The 15,914-nt window shown below is 66.9% G+C and carries 16 protein-coding genes and 1 pseudogene; 5 read left to right on the top strand and 12 right to left on the bottom strand.

All coding sequences use genetic code 11. The features are described 5' to 3' along the window. Window positions 1-33 precede the first annotated feature (33 nt). Entirely contained in the window at window positions 34-387 is a 354-nt protein-coding gene (locus ABD255_RS12845) for an ArsR/SmtB family transcription factor (protein WP_344213286.1), read from the bottom strand. 499 nt (window positions 388-886) lie between these two features. On the opposite strand from ABD255_RS12845, the gene ABD255_RS12840 reads away from it, so the two are divergent. Both ABD255_RS12840 and ABD255_RS12835 read left to right on the top strand, forming a co-directional pair. After that, window positions 887-2,104: a M28 family metallopeptidase gene (locus tag ABD255_RS12840; protein ID WP_344213284.1), complete on the top strand. Its 1,218-nt coding sequence runs from the start codon at window positions 887-889 to the stop codon at window positions 2,102-2,104. Then, entirely contained in the window at window positions 2,101-3,501 is a 1,401-nt protein-coding gene (locus ABD255_RS12835; RefSeq protein WP_344213282.1) for an FAD-dependent oxidoreductase, read from the top strand. Before ABD255_RS12840 ends, ABD255_RS12835 begins: the two co-directional genes overlap by 4 nt. A gap of 11 nt (window positions 3,502-3,512) precedes the next feature. Here ABD255_RS12835 and ABD255_RS12830 read toward each other — a convergent pair whose 3' ends face one another. The 8 genes and pseudogenes from ABD255_RS12830 to ABD255_RS12795 form a co-directional block, all read right to left on the bottom strand. Continuing rightward, complete coding sequence (locus ABD255_RS12830) at window positions 3,513-3,689, bottom strand: helix-turn-helix transcriptional regulator (protein WP_344213867.1); 177 nt, start codon at window positions 3,687-3,689, stop codon at window positions 3,513-3,515. Between the two features lies 1 nt (window position 3,690). Then, complete coding sequence (phoU, locus tag ABD255_RS12825) at window positions 3,691-4,341, bottom strand: phosphate signaling complex protein PhoU (RefSeq protein ID WP_344213280.1); 651 nt, start codon at window positions 4,339-4,341, stop codon at window positions 3,691-3,693. Between the two features lie 79 nt (window positions 4,342-4,420). Then, window positions 4,421-4,888 (bottom strand): annotated as a pseudogene (locus tag ABD255_RS12820) (FAD-dependent oxidoreductase); the annotation flags it as partial. Window positions 4,889-4,943: 55 nt separating this feature from the next. Then, entirely contained in the window at window positions 4,944-5,789 is an 846-nt protein-coding gene (locus ABD255_RS12815; protein ID WP_344213278.1) for a response regulator transcription factor, read from the bottom strand. A 3-nt stretch (window positions 5,790-5,792) separates the two neighbouring features. Then, a complete protein-coding gene (gene pstB / locus ABD255_RS12810) occupies window positions 5,793-6,689 on the bottom strand; it encodes a phosphate ABC transporter ATP-binding protein PstB (protein WP_344213276.1) in 897 nt (298 codons plus the stop codon). Window positions 6,690-6,715: 26 nt separating this feature from the next. Beyond that, complete coding sequence (pstA, locus tag ABD255_RS12805; RefSeq protein WP_344213274.1) at window positions 6,716-7,627, bottom strand: phosphate ABC transporter permease PstA; 912 nt, start codon at window positions 7,625-7,627, stop codon at window positions 6,716-6,718. Continuing rightward, on the bottom strand, window positions 7,627-8,619 hold the full coding sequence (pstC, locus tag ABD255_RS12800) for a phosphate ABC transporter permease subunit PstC (protein ID WP_344213272.1): 993 nt from the start codon (window positions 8,617-8,619) through the stop codon (window positions 7,627-7,629). Before pstC ends, pstA begins: the two co-directional genes overlap by 1 nt. A gap of 2 nt (window positions 8,620-8,621) precedes the next feature. After that, the gene (locus tag ABD255_RS12795) at window positions 8,622-9,605 is read right to left on the bottom strand and encodes a PstS family phosphate ABC transporter substrate-binding protein (protein ID WP_344213270.1); all 984 of its coding nucleotides are present in this window, start codon (window positions 9,603-9,605) and stop codon (window positions 8,622-8,624) included. A 316-nt stretch (window positions 9,606-9,921) separates the two neighbouring features. Between ABD255_RS12795 and ABD255_RS12790 the strand changes: the two genes are divergently transcribed. Together ABD255_RS12790 and ABD255_RS12785 are read left to right on the top strand one after the other, a co-directional pair. Beyond that, entirely contained in the window at window positions 9,922-12,018 is a 2,097-nt protein-coding gene (locus tag ABD255_RS12790; RefSeq protein WP_344213268.1) for a PhoX family protein, read from the top strand. A 140-nt stretch (window positions 12,019-12,158) separates the two neighbouring features. After that, a complete protein-coding gene (locus tag ABD255_RS12785; protein ID WP_344213266.1) occupies window positions 12,159-12,539 on the top strand; it encodes an ArsR/SmtB family transcription factor in 381 nt (126 codons plus the stop codon). Between the two features lie 7 nt (window positions 12,540-12,546). On the opposite strand, the gene ABD255_RS12780 is transcribed toward ABD255_RS12785, so the two are convergent. Further along, a complete protein-coding gene (locus ABD255_RS12780) occupies window positions 12,547-13,605 on the bottom strand; it encodes a flavin-containing monooxygenase (protein ID WP_344213264.1) in 1,059 nt (352 codons plus the stop codon). Window positions 13,606-13,683: 78 nt separating this feature from the next. Between ABD255_RS12780 and ABD255_RS12775 the strand changes: the two genes are divergently transcribed. Continuing rightward, window positions 13,684-14,031 (top strand): ArsR/SmtB family transcription factor, encoded by a 348-nt coding sequence (locus ABD255_RS12775; protein WP_344213262.1) that lies wholly within the window; start codon window positions 13,684-13,686, stop codon window positions 14,029-14,031. Between the two features lie 52 nt (window positions 14,032-14,083). Here ABD255_RS12775 and ABD255_RS12770 read toward each other — a convergent pair whose 3' ends face one another. After that, window positions 14,084-14,824, bottom strand: a complete 741-nt coding sequence (locus ABD255_RS12770) for an ABC transporter permease (RefSeq protein WP_344213260.1) — start codon at window positions 14,822-14,824, stop codon at window positions 14,084-14,086. 101 nt (window positions 14,825-14,925) lie between these two features. Next, window positions 14,926-15,906 carry an ATP-binding cassette domain-containing protein gene (locus ABD255_RS12765; RefSeq protein ID WP_344213258.1) on the bottom strand — a complete coding sequence of 327 codons (981 nt, stop codon included), beginning with the start codon at window positions 15,904-15,906 and terminating at the stop codon, window positions 14,926-14,928. Window positions 15,907-15,914 lie beyond the last annotated feature (8 nt).

Here is a 15,914-nt window from a genome sequence, read left to right as displayed (position 1 = left end):
GTACGTCGATGAACAGCAGGTGAAGCGGTCTCGTCAGACCGCGGCCGGTACTGACAGCAGCGTCGAAACCCAGGTCAGGCGCGCCGGCAGTGGCCAGTAGTAGACCCACGTGCCGCGGCGCTCGCAGTCGACCAGTCCGGCCTCGCGGAGGACGCGCAAGTGATGCGAGATGGTGGGCGCGCTGACGTCGAAGTAGCCGGTGATGTCGCACACGCAGACCTCTTTGCCGGCGGACGCGATGATCGACATCAGGCGGAGCCGAATCGGGTCCGAGAGAGCCTTGAACACGGCCGCGCCCTCGCCGGCGGCAGCAGAATCCAGCGCCGCGACCATGATCGGCGTACAGCATCCGCCGCTGCGTTCCTCGAGAAGCTGCTGTTTCGACATGTGTCTATCTTGACTCTTGTCGAAACAGGATGCAAGGTGGGGACCGCTGATTAGATGAAGATCAATGTTGTCCCGGCGGCGACAGCCGCCCGGCGGCGAGGAGGTTGTGATGGTGAAGCTCTTGCAGCGGTTGACCCGTATCCGGGGGCGAGTGGACTTCTGCGACGAATGCGGCCAGGTCTGCACGCCGTCCTGCCGTGCGGAAGCACAACGTAGCCGGGCCCGCAGCAGCGTGACGTACCGCCAGTTCCCTCACTGACCAACACGGAGGTTTGACAGACATGAACGCAGAGACACCGACAGGCGGCTTCGCAAGCAGCCCGACGGAAGCCTTCAACCCGCCCGCAGCAGGAAGCTGTTGCGGCAGCGCGCCGAGTAGCGATTCGACCGCAGAGGCCGCAGGTGGTTGCTGTGGTACCGATGCGCCGGTTGCGGCGGGCAGTTGCTGCGGTTCGACCGCGGCTGCTGAGCCTGTCGCCGCCGGCAGTGGGTGCTGCGGATGACCACGGCGTCGCCGGGGCCGCTCGTGGCCGCGGCTGCCAGTCTCGACGACGCCTCCGCTGATCGGATGATGGCAACCGTCAACGACTTGGCGGCCGACCGGTATGCCGGTCGCCGTGTCGGGACCGCGGGCGGTCAGGCTGCCGCGCAGTGGTTGGCAGATCGCCTGCAGCAGATCGGCGCATCCGTTGCCCTGGACAACTTCACTGTCCCGGGCGTGAAGGAACTCCAGGCCACTCCGAGCGTGCGCTACAACGGTCAGCCTCTGGTACACCGGCGCGACTTCGCCGAACAGCTCACCACGAGTGAGGTGGTCGAACCGCTGTCCGGTCCGCTGACCTCAGAAGCTGCTGAGTCGTGGCAAGACCGCTGGGTCGTCGTGAGGGCTGCCGACGCAGCGACAGTCGCTCGCGCCTCGTCCGAGCGAGCGGCCGGATTGCTGGTTCCACGGGGAGTCGATGAGGCCGGCTGGATGCCCAAGATGATCGCGGGGCCGGCGACCGGTCACGTTCCGATCGTGTCGATCCGTACCGATCTCCATGCCGAACTGGCCGGTGAGGTGACCGTGACGATGCCCCTGCAGGCGATCACTGTCACGGGTACCAACGTGTACGGCCGCTTCAGTCGACCCGGCGCCGGCCGCTTCAGTCGACCCGGCGCCGTGTCTGTTTTGTTGACCGCCCACTACGACGGGGTGGGCGACGACCCGGAGCAGCGACTGCCTGCGGCTGCCGACAACGCTTCAGGTGTTGCCGTTGTCCTCGAGGCCGCACGCATCCTTGCCGATGAACCTGGCGTCGCGCTGACCGTGGCGTTCCTCGATGGTGAGGAGGCGGGAGCCCGAGGCTCGGCTCACCATGCGCCTCAGGTTCAGTCCGGCACCTATGTGATCAACATCGACGGCGCGGCCCAGCTCGGTGACGCTGCTGCCGTCGAGGCAGGTGGTCCGGCCGAGCCACTGCTGGCCGCCCTCGATCAGGCCGGCCGCCAGACAGGCGTACCGCTGCGGGCCGGCGCGGTGGCGTCGGACAACCGCCGCTACGCCGCCGCAGGGCTACCTGCCGTTGGGATCGGGATGGGCATGCCCGGCTACCAGACCCCCGCCGAGACACCGGACCGCGTCGATCCCAAAACACTGCTTGCTTCGGCCGGCCTCGTGCTGGCGACCGTTCGACAGCTCGTCAAAACCCCTGCACAACTTGGAGAAACTCAATGAACCTCGTGGTGACAGACCTGCCGGTCGTGGTGATCGGCGCAGGTCCTGTCGGGCTCGCCGCCGCTGCCCACCTGGCCGAGCGCGGCCTGGACTTCGTCGTACTGGAATCAGGCCCGAACGTAGCCGCGGCAATCGACGAATGGCGGCACGTCAAGCTCTTCAGCCCGTGGCGCTACGACATCGACAGCGCGGCCCGGCGCCTACTCGAGCGGGCCGGCTGGACCGCGCCCGACCTGGAGACCCTGCCTACCGGCGGCGACCTGATCGACTCCTACCTCGGTCCGCTGGCCAAGGCGCCGGAGCTTGCCGAGCACATCCGGTACGACGCCCAGGCGGCCGCCGTCACCCGGGTCGGCTTCGACCGGCTCCGTACTGCGGGCCGCGAGGAGGCGCCTTTCCTTGTCGGGCTCGCCGACGGCAGTGAGATCCTCGCCGGCGCCGTAATCGACGCAGCGGGGACCTGGCGTCGACCGAACGTCCTAGGTGGTTCCGGAATCCCCGCCCGCGGTGAAGCCGAAGTCGCCGACGACATCTCGCGCGCTCTGCCCGATGTGCTCGGCCGTGATCGGGACCGCTTCGCCGGCCGCCGTACTGCGGTCGTTGGCGCGGGCCACTCTGCTGCCACAACCCTGCTCGACCTCGGCGATCTGGCCGACCAGGTTCCAGGCACGGAGGTCGTTTGGGTGGTGCGCGGCGCGGACCAGGCTCGTACGTATGGCGGCGGGGATGACGACGAGTTGCCGGCCCGCGGTGCTCTCGGCTCCAGACTGAAGAATTTGGTTCAGTCCGGCCAGGTAGAACTGGTCAGCAGCTTCCGGATCGAGGCTGCCAGGAGGACTCCGGATGGTCGTGTCGAGCTTTCGGCGGGCGAGCGGCAAGTTGTTGCGGACACCGTCGTGAACTCGACCGGCTTCCGGCCGGACCACGAGGTCGTCTCGGAGTTGCGGCTCGATCTGGACCCGATCCTCGGATCGACCCGTGCGCTGGCGCCGCTGATCGACCCGAACCAGCACTCCTGCGGCACGGTTCCGCCGCATGGTGTCGACGAGTTGGCGCACCCGGAGCAGGGCTATTACGCGATCGGTGCGAAGTCGTATGGCCGGGCGCCGACGTTCCTGTTGGCGACCGGGTACGAGCAGGCCCGCTCGGTGGTCGCGGCGCTGGCCGGTGACTGGGAGGCTGCTCGCGATGTGCAGCTCAACCTGCCGGAGACCGGCGTCTGCTCCTCGAACCTCGCCGTCGCTTCGGAGGAGGCCTCCGGTGGGTGCTGCGGTCCGGCTCCGCAGGCGGTCTCGATCTCCGCACCGGCCGGTCGCGGGCTCGCGACGGGGATCAGCGGAGGTCTGCTGACCGTCACCGAGACCAAGCCGACCGCGCAGTCGGGCTGCTGCAGCTGATCCCCTGGTCGTCATCGCTGCCGGCGAGTCTTGCCGTTCACCACGTCGTGACGCGAGGTCAGCAAGCCCTCGTCCTGCATCCGCTGCAGCGTCGGATACAGCGTGCCCGCGAAGATCCGGTACCCGTGCCGGGCAAGCTCCACCGTCATCCACGGGCCGTGGATCTCCTCCTCAGCGGCGTGATGCAGGTTACTGCGGAGCCGGTAGTTCGCCGGTGACGAGGAAGATGACGCGTCGGGCCATGGAGACGGCGTGGTCGGCGATGCGTTCGTAGTACCGGCCGAGTAGGGCGATGTCGACGGCGACCTCGACGCCGTGCGGCCAGGAGTCGTCCATCATCAGGCGGAACTGGTTGCTGCGGAGCTTGTCCATCTCGTCGTCGGTGGATTCCAGCCGGTAGGCGGCGCCCACGTCGCGGGTTTGGATTACGTCCCCGGCCTGGTTGACCATTCGCTCGGCGACCCGTCCCATGTCCGCGACCACGCTTTGGAGTTCGGCCGGGATCGCCGGTGCTGGGTAGCGGAGGCGGGCGATCTTGGAGACGTGGGCGGCCAGGTCGCCCATCCGCTCCAGGTCGGCGACCATCCGCAGTGCGGCGACCAGCATGCGCAGCTCGTTGGCGACCGGGGCCTGGCGGGCCATCAGGTCGAACACCTTCGCCTCGACGCCCTCACCGCTGATGTCGAGTTGGGCGTCTGCGGCGATCACCTCTTCGGCGGTTCCGAGGTCGGCGGTCAGCAGCGCGCTGGTCGAACGCCGTACCGCCGTCGACACGCTGCGGGTCATGCGTTCGAGCTCGACCAGGATTTGGTCGAGCTGCTCGTGATAGGTCTCGCGCATAGTGTCTGCCTCCGCTGACTGGGTGGGTTAGCGCGCGGCGAGCCAGGCCTGCGCGGCGAGTTGAACGGCGTACCAGGTCGGCGTCGAGCCGGCGGGCGTCGTCGATGGTGTGGAGCAAGTGCACTCCATCGTCAGGTCCCAGGCTGTCGAGGCCTGCGATGGGCGGCCGTAGCGGCTTTGCGCCGGTACCGATCACCAACCGGTCGTAGCTCAGCTCCACCGATCCGTTGTCGGTGGCCGCGGTGACGAGCCTCGCCACAGGATCAATGACGGTGGCCCGATGGTTGGTGCGCAGGTCGATGCCAGTCGCTTCGATCTCGGCGCTGGTGCGGTGTGCCAGGTCCTGCCAGGCGGGCACCTCGCCGGACAGGTGGTAGGGGATTCCGCAGATCGAGAAGTTCGGATAGACGTCCGCGACCAGCATCGTGACATCGGTCTCGGGCGAGCGCTCCCGCACCCGCAGGGCTGCGCTCACGCCGGCGTCACTACCGCCGATCACCAGTACCCGCACAGACCTCAGCTCCCGTCGTCTCGGCCCGGCGACCATGCCGGATCAGGCCAGGCCACCAGGCCGGATCGAATGCTGGTGGCCTTTGGCATCATCATCCGGCGAACTCTTCGCTGACGCCCGATGCCGCGTCAGCCGCATCGGGGCTCGCCACCGGATCGGGTTCGGGGACGCTGAACTGGAAACCGAGGCCACGGACGGACCGGATCCAGCGGGGATTCTGATCGTCGTCGCCGAGTCGTTTGCGCAACCGCATGATGTGGACGTTGAGCGTGTTACTGCGGACCGATGACCCTTGCCCCCAAACGGCGTCGAGGACCTCTTGGCGGGTGATGAGCGCGCCCAGTCGTTCGGCGAAGAACCGCAGGAGCAGGAACTCCATCGGCGGTAGGTCGATCAGCTTCCCGTCCAGCCACATCTGCGGGACGGCTCCGTCGACCCGGAGGCGGCCGAGGTCGATCGCCAACGGCCTGAGCTCGACCTGGTGTGCGGCCGGGGACAGCGAGTTGACCAACGCGAGCAGTTCGCGCACCCGGTAGGGCCGCGGTATCACTGCGCTGGCTCCGGCGTGGTGGGCGCGCACAGTGAAGTCGGCACTGTCGGCGCCGGCGCCGACCACGACAGGAAGTTGCGGATCGTCGGTGCGAACGATGTTGAGGAAGTCGATCGGGTCCAGCAGCCCACCGCCCGGACCGAGAATGACCACGTCGGGACACAGCCTGCCGACGTACAGGAGAGCCTCGGCGGGCTCCGCGCAGACGTGCAGCTCGACCGGTTGACCTGCGATCGCCTCGACGAACTGGGCGACTTCTTCGCCGTTGTCGACGAGCAGGACCGCGACTCGGTGATGGACCTTGTCGGCTCCGGACAGGCACGCCCGCCGCCGGGCGTGGAACTGGGAGTTGTCCGACTCCCACGCGTTCACCATCGAACTCGTCATCCTCTACCCGAATCGGCCGGTGATGTAGGCCTCGGTGCGTTTGTCGGCCGGGTTGCCAAAGATCTTGCCGGTGAGCTCGTACTCGACCAGCCTGCCGGTGCGCTGTCCGTGTTCGTCAGCCGCGGCGGTGAAGAACGCGGTTCGGTGCGAGACGCGGGCGGCCTGCTGCATGTTGTGGGTGACGATGATGATCGTGTAGGTCTTGGCCAGCTCGACCATCAGGTCTTCGATCTTGGCCGTCGCGATCGGGTCCAGTGCCGAGCACGGCTCGTCCATCAGGATGACCTCGGGGCTGGTGGCGATCGTCCGGGCGATGCACAGCCGTTGCTGCTGCCCACCGGACAGGCCGAAGGCGCTCTGCTTGAGCTTGTCCTTGACCTCGTCCCACAGAGCCGCGCCACGTAGTGCCTGCTCGACCACGTCGTCCATGTTGCCGGTCTTCATCCCGGTGACACGGGGGCCGTAGGCAACATTGTCGTAGATCGACTTGGGAAACGGGTTCGGCTTCTGGAAGACCATCCCGATCCGCCGCCGTACCTCGATCACGTCCACCTCGGGCGCGTACATGTCGGCGCCGTGGAACGTCACGTCACCGAAGACATGGGCGCCGGGGACCAGGTCGTTCATCCGGTTGAGGCACCGCAGTACGGTCGACTTGCCGCAGCCGGACGGGCCGATAAGGGCGGTGATCTCCTGGCTGCCGAACAGCAGGTCGACTCCCGACACCGCACGGAACTTGTCGTAGAAGACCTCGAGGTTCCGCAACTCGATCACGCCGTCAGGTTCTCCGGCGGGGGTTCGGTCCTCGCGTCCACCGAGGTCGACCCGGATTCCGTGGGGTGCGCCTGGTACGCCGACGGTCTCGGGGACGGTGGCCAGGTCTGGTTCGACGTGCGTCATGTGGTGGTCTCCTGAGGTGTCCACGCTCACCAGCTGCGCTGGTAGCGGTTGCGCAGCCAGATCGCGACGGCGTTCATGGCCAGCAAGACGACGATGAGCAACAAGATCGCGGAGTAGGCGAGGTCGCGGAACGCGTCACGGTCCTGGGGAACGAGGTTGTAGATCTGCACGGGCAGTGTCGTGTACCTCGACAGCAAGCCGTCGGGGTTGAAGGTGACGAAGGTCGTGGCCCCGACCAGGATCAGCGGGGCCGCCTCGCCGATCGCCCGTGACATCGCCAGGATCGAACCCGTCGCGATACCGGGCACGGCGGCGGGCAGAACTTGCCGCCAGGTGGTTTGCCATTGTGTTGCACCGAGCGCAAGGGAACCGTCCCGGATCTCTTGCGGTACTGATCGCAATGCCTCCCGGGTGGTGATGATGACAACCGGCAGGATCAGCAGAGCCAGCGCGATACCACCGGCCAGCACGACCGCGCCGATGGACACCGGACCGCGGACGACGAAGCCGAGGGTGAGGATTCCGTAGATCACCGCGGGAACGGCGGCGAGGTTCTGGATGTTGAGCTCGATCGCGCGGTTCCACCACTTCAGCGGGTTGGCGTACTCCTCCAGATACACCGCGGCGGCGATCCCCAGCGGCATCGCGATCAGTCCCGTGATGGCGCCGACCCACAGCGTGCCGAACAGTGCGGACTGGACGCCGGCCGTTTCGGCGCGGATCTTTGACGGCTGGTTGGTGATCAGGTTGAGATCGAGCCGGGCGACGCCCTTCTGGACGATGACCGCCAAGATGAAGAAGAGGAACACGCAGATCAGCGCCAGGCACAGCCACAGCACGGCGGCGAACACGGCCGAGGTGATCCCGTCGCGGCCATGCTTGCCACGCAGGGATTCTGCGGCGGCAGCGGCTTGGGGTGTCGTCGTGGTTGTGGTCATCAGTAGGCCTGCCTGTACTTGCGCACCATTCGGATGCTGACCAGGTTGATCAACAGGGTGATCGCGAACAGCAGCGCCCCGACCGCGAACAGCGAGTAGTAGACGGGCGAGCCCTGGGGCGCGTCCCCGCTGGCGATCTGGGCGATGAACCCGGTCATCGTCTGCGAACCTTCCCGTGGGTCGAAGGTCAGGTGGGCCCTGCTGCCGGCCGCGATGGTGACGATCATCGTTTCGCCGACAGCCCGCGAGATCCCGAGCACGATCGCCGCGACGATGCCGGACAGCGCGGCCGGGAATACCACCCGCAAAGTCGTCTTCATCCGGTTCGCGCCCAGCGCGTACGACCCCTGACGCAGCGCCAGCGGCACCGCGGACATCGCGTCCTGGCTCAACGAAGCGACGGTGGGCACGATCATGAAGCCCATGACGATGCCGGGCGAGAGCATGTTGTGGATGGTGTTGAACTGCACCAGATGCGCCAGGATCGGCGTGAACACGGTCAGCGCCATGAAACCGTAGACGACCGTCGGGATTCCGGCGAGCACCTCGAGGACGGGCTTGAGCACCTTGCGGACCCGTTCGGAGGCGTACTCGCTCAGGTAAATGGCCGCACCCAGGCCTAGCGGGACGGCGACCAGCAGCGCGATGACGGTGATGATGAAGGTGGCCACGACCAGTGGCAGCACACCCCATGACTTGTCGTCCCAGGTGAACTTGTCCCCGAAGCCGCCGGTCCACTCGGTGCCGAACAGGAAGTCGCCCAGTCCTACGTGGGTGAAGAACGTGACCGTCGGTGCCAGCAGCGACACCACGATCCCGATTGTCACCGCGACCGAAGCCCACGCGGCTGCGATCAGCAACACCTTGATGACGCGTTCACCGTGACGGGGGTGTTGCTGTCCGAGGTCGACCGCGGGACCCCGCCAGGCGGACGGGCGGCCCCTCCTCGCGGAGGAACCACCCGTCGCAGCAGTCGCCGTCGAGTCCGGCATGGTCACGAACCGGCCGCCTGGGCCTTCAGCTTGTCCAGTTCGGCCTTCGCCTTGGTCTTCTGCTCGTCCGTCAGCGGCACGAACTTCGCGGCCTCGACGATCTCCTGGTTCTTCTCCAGGTAGAACTCGACGAAGCTCAGCACCTGCTTCTTGGCAAGCCCCTTGTCGGAGGGGTAGATGAACAGCGGCCGCGCCAGCGGCGTGTAGCTACCGTCTTGTGCCGCGGCGACTGACGGCTCGACGCAGCCCTTGCCACCATCGATCTTGACCGCCTTCAGCTTCTCGGCGTTCTCCTCGAAGTAGGAGAACCCGAAGTAGCCCAGAGCACCCTTGGCACCGGAAACACCCTGCACCGTGACGTTGTCGTCCTCGGTCGGGTTGTAGTCGGTGCGGCTTTCGCCTTCCTTGCCGTTGATCTCGTCGGTGAAGTAGTCGAAGGTGCCCGAGTCCGAACCCGCGCCGTACAGCGGCAGCGCCTCCTTCGGGAACTTCGGATCGACCTGGTCCCAGGTCTTCACCGTCGAATTCGGCTCCCAGATCTTCTTCAGCTGAGCCACCGTGAGGCAGTCGACCCAGTCGTTCTCCTTGTTCACCACTACGGTAAGGGCGTCGTTGGCGACCTGGAGTTCGGTGAACTTCACACCCTTCTCAGTGCAAAGCTTCTTCTCCTCGTCCTTGATCGGCCGAGACGCGTTGGAGATGTCGGTTTCGCCGGCGCAGAACTTCTTGAAACCACCACCGGTGCCGGAGGTGCCGACGGCGACGTCGACGCCCTTCTGCTCCTCCTTGAACAACTCGCCCGCGGCAGCGGTGAGCGGCTCGACGGTGCTGGAGCCGTCGACGACCACCTGCCCGGAAAGGGCTTCGCCGCTACTGTCACCTCCGGCAGGCGTGTCGTTGTTGTTGCCGCCACACGCGGACAACGCGAGTAGGGCAGCTGCCGAGACGGCGAGGTAACGCATGTGTTTGACCGGGCGGATGACCACCGGGCAACCCTCCAGAGTTGGGCCCCGACACCGTCGGGACGCAGTGACTCGTCACGCGTTCACGTAACAACTAAATCGAAGAAGTTCGATGTAAACGCCAGGTGAACGACAGGTGATCGGGCGCCTTCATATAGACGAATGTCGATGTAGCTTCTCGTTGGAGTGACGACATGCCTCTGCTCGGTGACCGTCGGGCCCGTCGTTCACCCGATGGCCACCGACTTGTCACTGCCAACTACATAGATGAGTGGCTATGTAGTTGTTAGCGTCGCCGCGACCGCACAGAAACCGTTCTCCTTGAGGGGGATACCTCGCGATGACGCTTGCCAACGAGCCTCGCCGATTCCTGCCGCTGGCCGATGGCCACGGCGGCCGCAGTTCCATGACGTGCCTGTACCGCTGCGGCAACGCCTGCGCTCACCCCGCTCCGAACTCCTCCGACAACGCGTACCTCGGCGACGCCGTCACCGCCGAGGTGTCGCGGCGCGGAATCTTCAAAGCCGGCGCAGTCGGTGCGCTCGTCATCGGCGCAGGCGCTGTAGGCGCCACGCCGGCAGCCGCCGCCTCGTCCGGTCGGGGCTCGGTCGCTGTTTCTGCCAAGCCGTCGTCCGGTGCCGGGCTGACCTTCAAGCCGATCCCGCCGAACCACCTGGACACGGTGATCGTCCCGAACGGCTACGAGGACAAGGTCTTGATTCGCTGGGGCGATCCGATCCTGCCGGGAGCGCCGGAGTTCGACATCGACCGGCAGAGCGCCTCGGCCCAGGCTCGCCAGTTCGGCTACAACAACGACTACCTCGTCGTGGTGCCACTGGATCGCCGCCTCAGCCGGGGCCTGCTCGTAGTGAATCACGAGTACACCAACGAAGAACTGATGTTCCGCGGGTACCCCGGGGGAGCGGCCGCGACCGTGGAGCAGATGCGCGTCGCTCTGCAGGCTCACGGCATGAGTGTGGTGGAGGTGGAGCGCGTCGACGGCACCGGCGAGTGGCAAGTGGTGACCCGGGGCCGTCGCCGCTACAACCGCCGGCTCACCGCCACGACACCGATGAGCTTCACCGGCCCTGCTGCCGGATCGCCACTGCTGCGGACACAGGCCGACCCGCGCGGCGTACGGGTGCTTGGGTCTCTGAACAACTGTTCCGGCGGCTTGACTCCGTGGGGCACGGTGCTGTCAGGGGAGGAGAACTTCAACCAGTACTTCGTCGGCGCCGAGGGAGCGCCCGCTGCTGCCAAGCCGGCCCTGGCGCGGTACGGCATCGACATCTCCAAGCGCTACCCGTCCGGCAGCCGTTACTGGGACAAGGCCGACGCCCGGTTCGACCTGACCAAGAACCCGAACGAGGCCAACCGCTTCGGCTGGATCATGGAGGTCGACCCGTACGACCCTGACTCCACGCCGGTGAAGCACACCGCTCTGGGTCGGTTCAAGCACGAAGGCGCCGCCGTCGTCGTGGCCGACTCCGGCAAGGTCGTGGCCTACATGGGCGACGACGAGCGCTTCGACTACATGTACAAGTTCGTCTCCGACCGCACACTCAGCAGCGGAAACAGCAAGTCCGACCGCGAGAGCAACCGGCACCTGCTGGAATCCGGCACGCTGTACGTCGCCAAGCTCGGCTTCACGAGTGCGAGTGAGATCGACGGCAGCGGCAAGTTGCCCAGCGACGGCGCCTTCAACGGAACCGGCCGCTGGATCCCGCTGACCCGGGGTGGGAAGTCGCTGATCGCAGGCATGGCCATCGACGAGGTACTCGTCCACACCAGGCTCGCGGCCGACAGGGCCGGCGCCACCAAGATGGACCGGCCCGAGGACATCGAGGTCAGCAAGGTGTACGTCGCCCTGACCAACAACTCCAACCGCGGCACCGCCGGCCAGGCCCCAGCCGACGAGGCCGCCCCGCGCAACAGCAACAAGCACGGCCAGGTCCTCGAGTTGATCGAGGACGGTGACCACGACAGCGAGACGTTCAAGTGGTCGCTGCCGATCGTCTGCGGTGACCCCGCCGACCCGTCGACGTACTTCGCGGGCTACGACAAGACCAAGGTCTCGCCGATCTCGTGCCCCGACAATCTCGACTTCGACGCCCACGGCAACCTGTGGATCTCCACCGACGGCAACGCGCTGACCGACCCCTCGGGCACGAACTACCACGACGGACTGTTCGCGGTCGCGGTCGAGGGCGAGGACCGCGGCAAGGTCAAGCAGTTCCTCTCCGTGCCCCGTGGGGCTGAGCAGGCTTCTGCCGCCGTCCTTCCCGACAACCGGTCGGTCGTGGTGTCCGTCCAGCATCCCGGCGAGATCACCGGTGCGACCGTCGACAAGCCGGCCAGCACCTGGCCTGACGGCGACTTCGCCCGTCCGGCCGTGATCGTCACCTGGCGTCCCGACGGCGGCGAGATCGGCGCCTGACCTTCGTTGTCACCCTGCCCCGCCGCCCCACCGGGCGGCGGGGCGGTTCTGTGAAGGGTCGCCTCACATCATGTAGCCGTTGGATGAACAAACCGCAGGGCGGTCCGGTTCCGGTGACGGCAGCGACCTAGACTGCAGAAGTGAACAACCGTCCAAGCGCCGCGGCCAAAGCCGGTGCTGCAGCCGACGAGTTCACCCCTCAGGTCACCGGCGTCGCGATCGAGCGCGACGAGGCGGAACGTCTCGCCACGGTCCTGAAGGCGCTGTCGGACCCGACCCGCCTTCAACTCCTGGCCATGATCGAGGCCAGCCCGGACAGTGAAGCGTGCGTAGCCGACCTGACCGAACCGCTCGAACTCAGCCAGCCCACCATCAGTCACCACCTCAAGATCCTTGTGTCCGCAGGCATCCTCGCCCGCGAGAAGCGCGGCCTGTGGTCCTGGTACTCCGTGGTCCCGGACCAGCTGGAAACCCTTCGCAGACTGCTGCCGGGGCCGACCTTCCTGCAGCCGGGGTCCTGATTTTTCGCTAGGACCGCAGGTGAGTTGAGAGCGCCTTCGCGACGAAGTCGGCGTCGCGGTTCACGCCGCGCAAGGTGTTGGACGAGAAGGATCGCTGGAACTCCACGCCGAGGTAGGCCAGGCCGGGATGGGTCAACGAGATGCCTCGCTTGTGCAGCGGCAGGCCCGCCTGATCCAGGGCGCCGAGGTCCTGAAGGTAGGCCAGGTTCGGTCGGTAGCCGGTCGCGAAGACCACGGCATCGACGTGCTCGCGCTTGCCGTCGGCCCAGACGATCCGGTCGCCGTCAAATGCCTTGAACATCGGCTGTTGCGTCAGTTGTCCGGATTCGAGCGCGGCCTGGTAAATGCCGTTGTCGAACACGGGGGTACCTCGGATGATGCGCGACAACACTGCGGGCGGAAGCAGGTCCAGGCGAAGGAGGTGCAGCCAGTAGTGCATGTCTCGCCCGCCCCGAACCTGCGGCAGGAACTGCACCGGCGCACGAACCGCCAACGTGGTCGTGGCCAGTTCTGCGAGTTCGTAGCCGACCTGTACGGCGGAGTTGCCGGCGCCGACAACCACGACCCGCTGACCGGCGTACTCCTTCGGCCCCCGATAGTCCGCGACATGCAGAACCGTGCCGGTGAAGGTCTCCTGGCCGGGAATGGCTGGAACGTGGGGGTTGGCGAAAGAGCCGCTGGCCGCGATGATCCCGGCCGCGGGGAAGCTCTCTCCGGTGCCGGCCCGGACGACGAATCCGCGGTCGACCGACTCGACCGTGATTGCCGGTGTGTTGGTACGGATGTCGGCGCCGAGGGTGGCCGCGTACCGCTCTAGGTAGGCGACGACCTCGTCGCGGGTCGGATAGCGATCGGGGTCGCCGGGGAACGGCGTACCGGGGAACGCGCTGTAGCGAGCGGGGGAGAACAGCGTCAGGCTGTCGTAGTAGCCCGGCCAGGATCCGACCGTCCGGTCGCCCGCCTCCAACAGCACCGGACGCATCCCGGCATCACGGACCGCCCGCGCTCCGGCGAGCCCGGACTGGCCGCCGCCGATGATCACGACAGAGTCAGGTGAGTGAGTCATGGGGACAATGTATCGTCATATTGCAATATGACGAAATGACGATACTGACTAGGCTGGTCTCAGCGAGAGGGGAGTGGCATGGCACAGCAGCAAGGCGCGGCCGAGCAGCAGGCGACATCCGTCTGTGCTCCCAGGGAGCCCGTCGCCCTGAGCGCTGCCACCCATGACTTTCTCAAGGCCCTGGCCAGCCCGACCCGGCAACGCATCATGCTCCTGTTCGCCCGAGGCGCCGAACTATCGGTCAACGAGGTCGCCGAACAAGCCGGCATCGGCCAATCCACCGCCTCCCAGCAACTCGACCTCCTCCGCCGCGGAGCCGTCGTCACCTCCCGCCGCGAAGGCAAAACCGTCCTGTACCGAGCCGACCGTGACGGCAGCGCCACCGCCCTCGCCGACCTCCAGACCTACCTGAAGAACTGCTGCTGAGTGCTCCCGGGCCCCACTCGGAAGGCTGAGCAACCTTCGCCGACGAGTCGCATCAAGCGGCGGTGGTGTGGCGGTAGCGGAGTACCGCGGTCGGGACGGTGACCAAAAGCAGGCCGGTGATCCAGGCGAGTGCCTGCCACACGTGGTCGGCCGTCGGGCCGCCGAGTACCAGGGCCCGCAGCGCGTCCACTGTGACGGTGACCGGGTTGATCTTCGCGAACGCCTGCAGCCAGCCAGGCATGGTCGCGACGGGGACGAAGGTGGAACTGGTGAAGACCAGGACAATCACCGGCATCAGGCCGACCAGCCCCGCCGCCTCGGCATCGCGGACCAGCAGGCCCACCAGGGCGTTGATCCAGGAGAACGCAACACCGATCAGCAACGCCAACCCCAGGGCGCCGGTTGCCGCCGGGATCCCGGCGTGGAAGCGGAACCCGATCGCATGTCCCACCCCGGTCATCAGGAGCAAGACGAACAGGTTTCGCACCGCGTCGGCTGCGGTCCGCCCCGCCAGTACTGCGGAACGGGTCATGGGCAGCGCTCGGAACCGGTCGATCATTCCGGTGGCCAGATCGTCGGCGATCGCCACGCCGGTCTGGGAAGCGCCGAACGCGATCGCGAGTACGAAGATTCCCGGCAGCAGGAAGTCGACGTACTTGTCCACCCCTGGCGGGCGGATCGCTCCGCCGAACACGTAGGTGAACAGCAATACGAATAGCACTGGCTGGACCGTGGCGAACGCGATCATGGTCGGCACCCGTACCAGCCGCCGCAGGTTCCGGGCGGTAATCACGGACAGGTCACTGAGCAGCCACCGCAGCCCTCGAGACGTCCCGAGGCCTGCCGTCGCCACGGAATCGGTAGGTCCGGTGCCAGACGTCGCAGGCTTGGTTGTCATCGCGGGCTCGAGGTCTCGGCAAGACTTGAGCCAGCGGTCGGTGATTTGCCGGTGAGGGTCAAGAACGCATCGTCCAGTGACGGCCGACGCAGCGCCACGTCGGTCACCCGCAGGCCACTTGCCGCCAGTCGGGCTACTGCTTCGCCAAGCACGCCGGGACCGTCCGTGACCGGCAGCACTACCCGCCCGTCCGCGGTGTCGACGAGCGGTGGGCCCGAGCCGAGCTCGGCGACGACTGCCGCCAGGGCGGCCGTGTCCACGCCCGGCGCCGCTTTCAACTCAAGCCTGTCTCCGCCCACCTGCGCCTTCAGTTCGTCCGACGTTCCGATCGCGATCACCCGGCCGGCGTCGATGACCACGATTCGGTCGGCAAGCCGGTCGGCCTCTTCCAGGTACTGCGTGGTGAGCAGCACCGTCGTGCCCTGCGCAGTCAGCGCCGAAATCGTCTGCCACAACCCGATCCGTCCCCTTGGATCCAGGCCGGTGGTCGGCTCGTCCAGGAACAACACCGACGGCTGGGTCACCAGGCTGGCTGCGACATCCAGGCGCCGCCGCATCCCGCCGGAATAGCCACGCAGAACCCGATCCGCCGCGCTGGCCAGGTCGAAGGTGTCCAGCAATTCGCTCGCGCGAAGGCGGGCCCGGGAACGGCCCAGGCCGGACAGCCGACCGATCATCCGCAGGTTCTCCCGGCCGGTCAGATACGGGTCGACGGCCGCGTACTGACCCGACAGACCGATCTGCCGCCGCACGGCCGTCGCTTGCCTGACCACGTCCAAGCCCGCGACTCGCGCGCTACCGGCGTCAGGCTGCAGCAGCGTGGTGAGAATCCGGACCAGGGTGGTCTTACCCGCGCCGTTCGGGCCGAGCAGTCCCAGCACCTGTCTGGCCGGAATCTCCAGGTCCACGCCGCCCAGTGCCTCGACCGCTCCGAACCGCTTCACGAGTCCTTCGGCCACGATCGCGGGCTCGGTCATCACGCCAC

Origin of the sequence: Kribbella sancticallisti, assembly GCF_039530625.1 — a bacterium.
Classification (GTDB): Bacteria; Actinomycetota; Actinomycetes; order Propionibacteriales; family Kribbellaceae; genus Kribbella; species Kribbella sancticallisti.
This window is presented reverse-complemented; position numbering and strand designations above follow the sequence as displayed.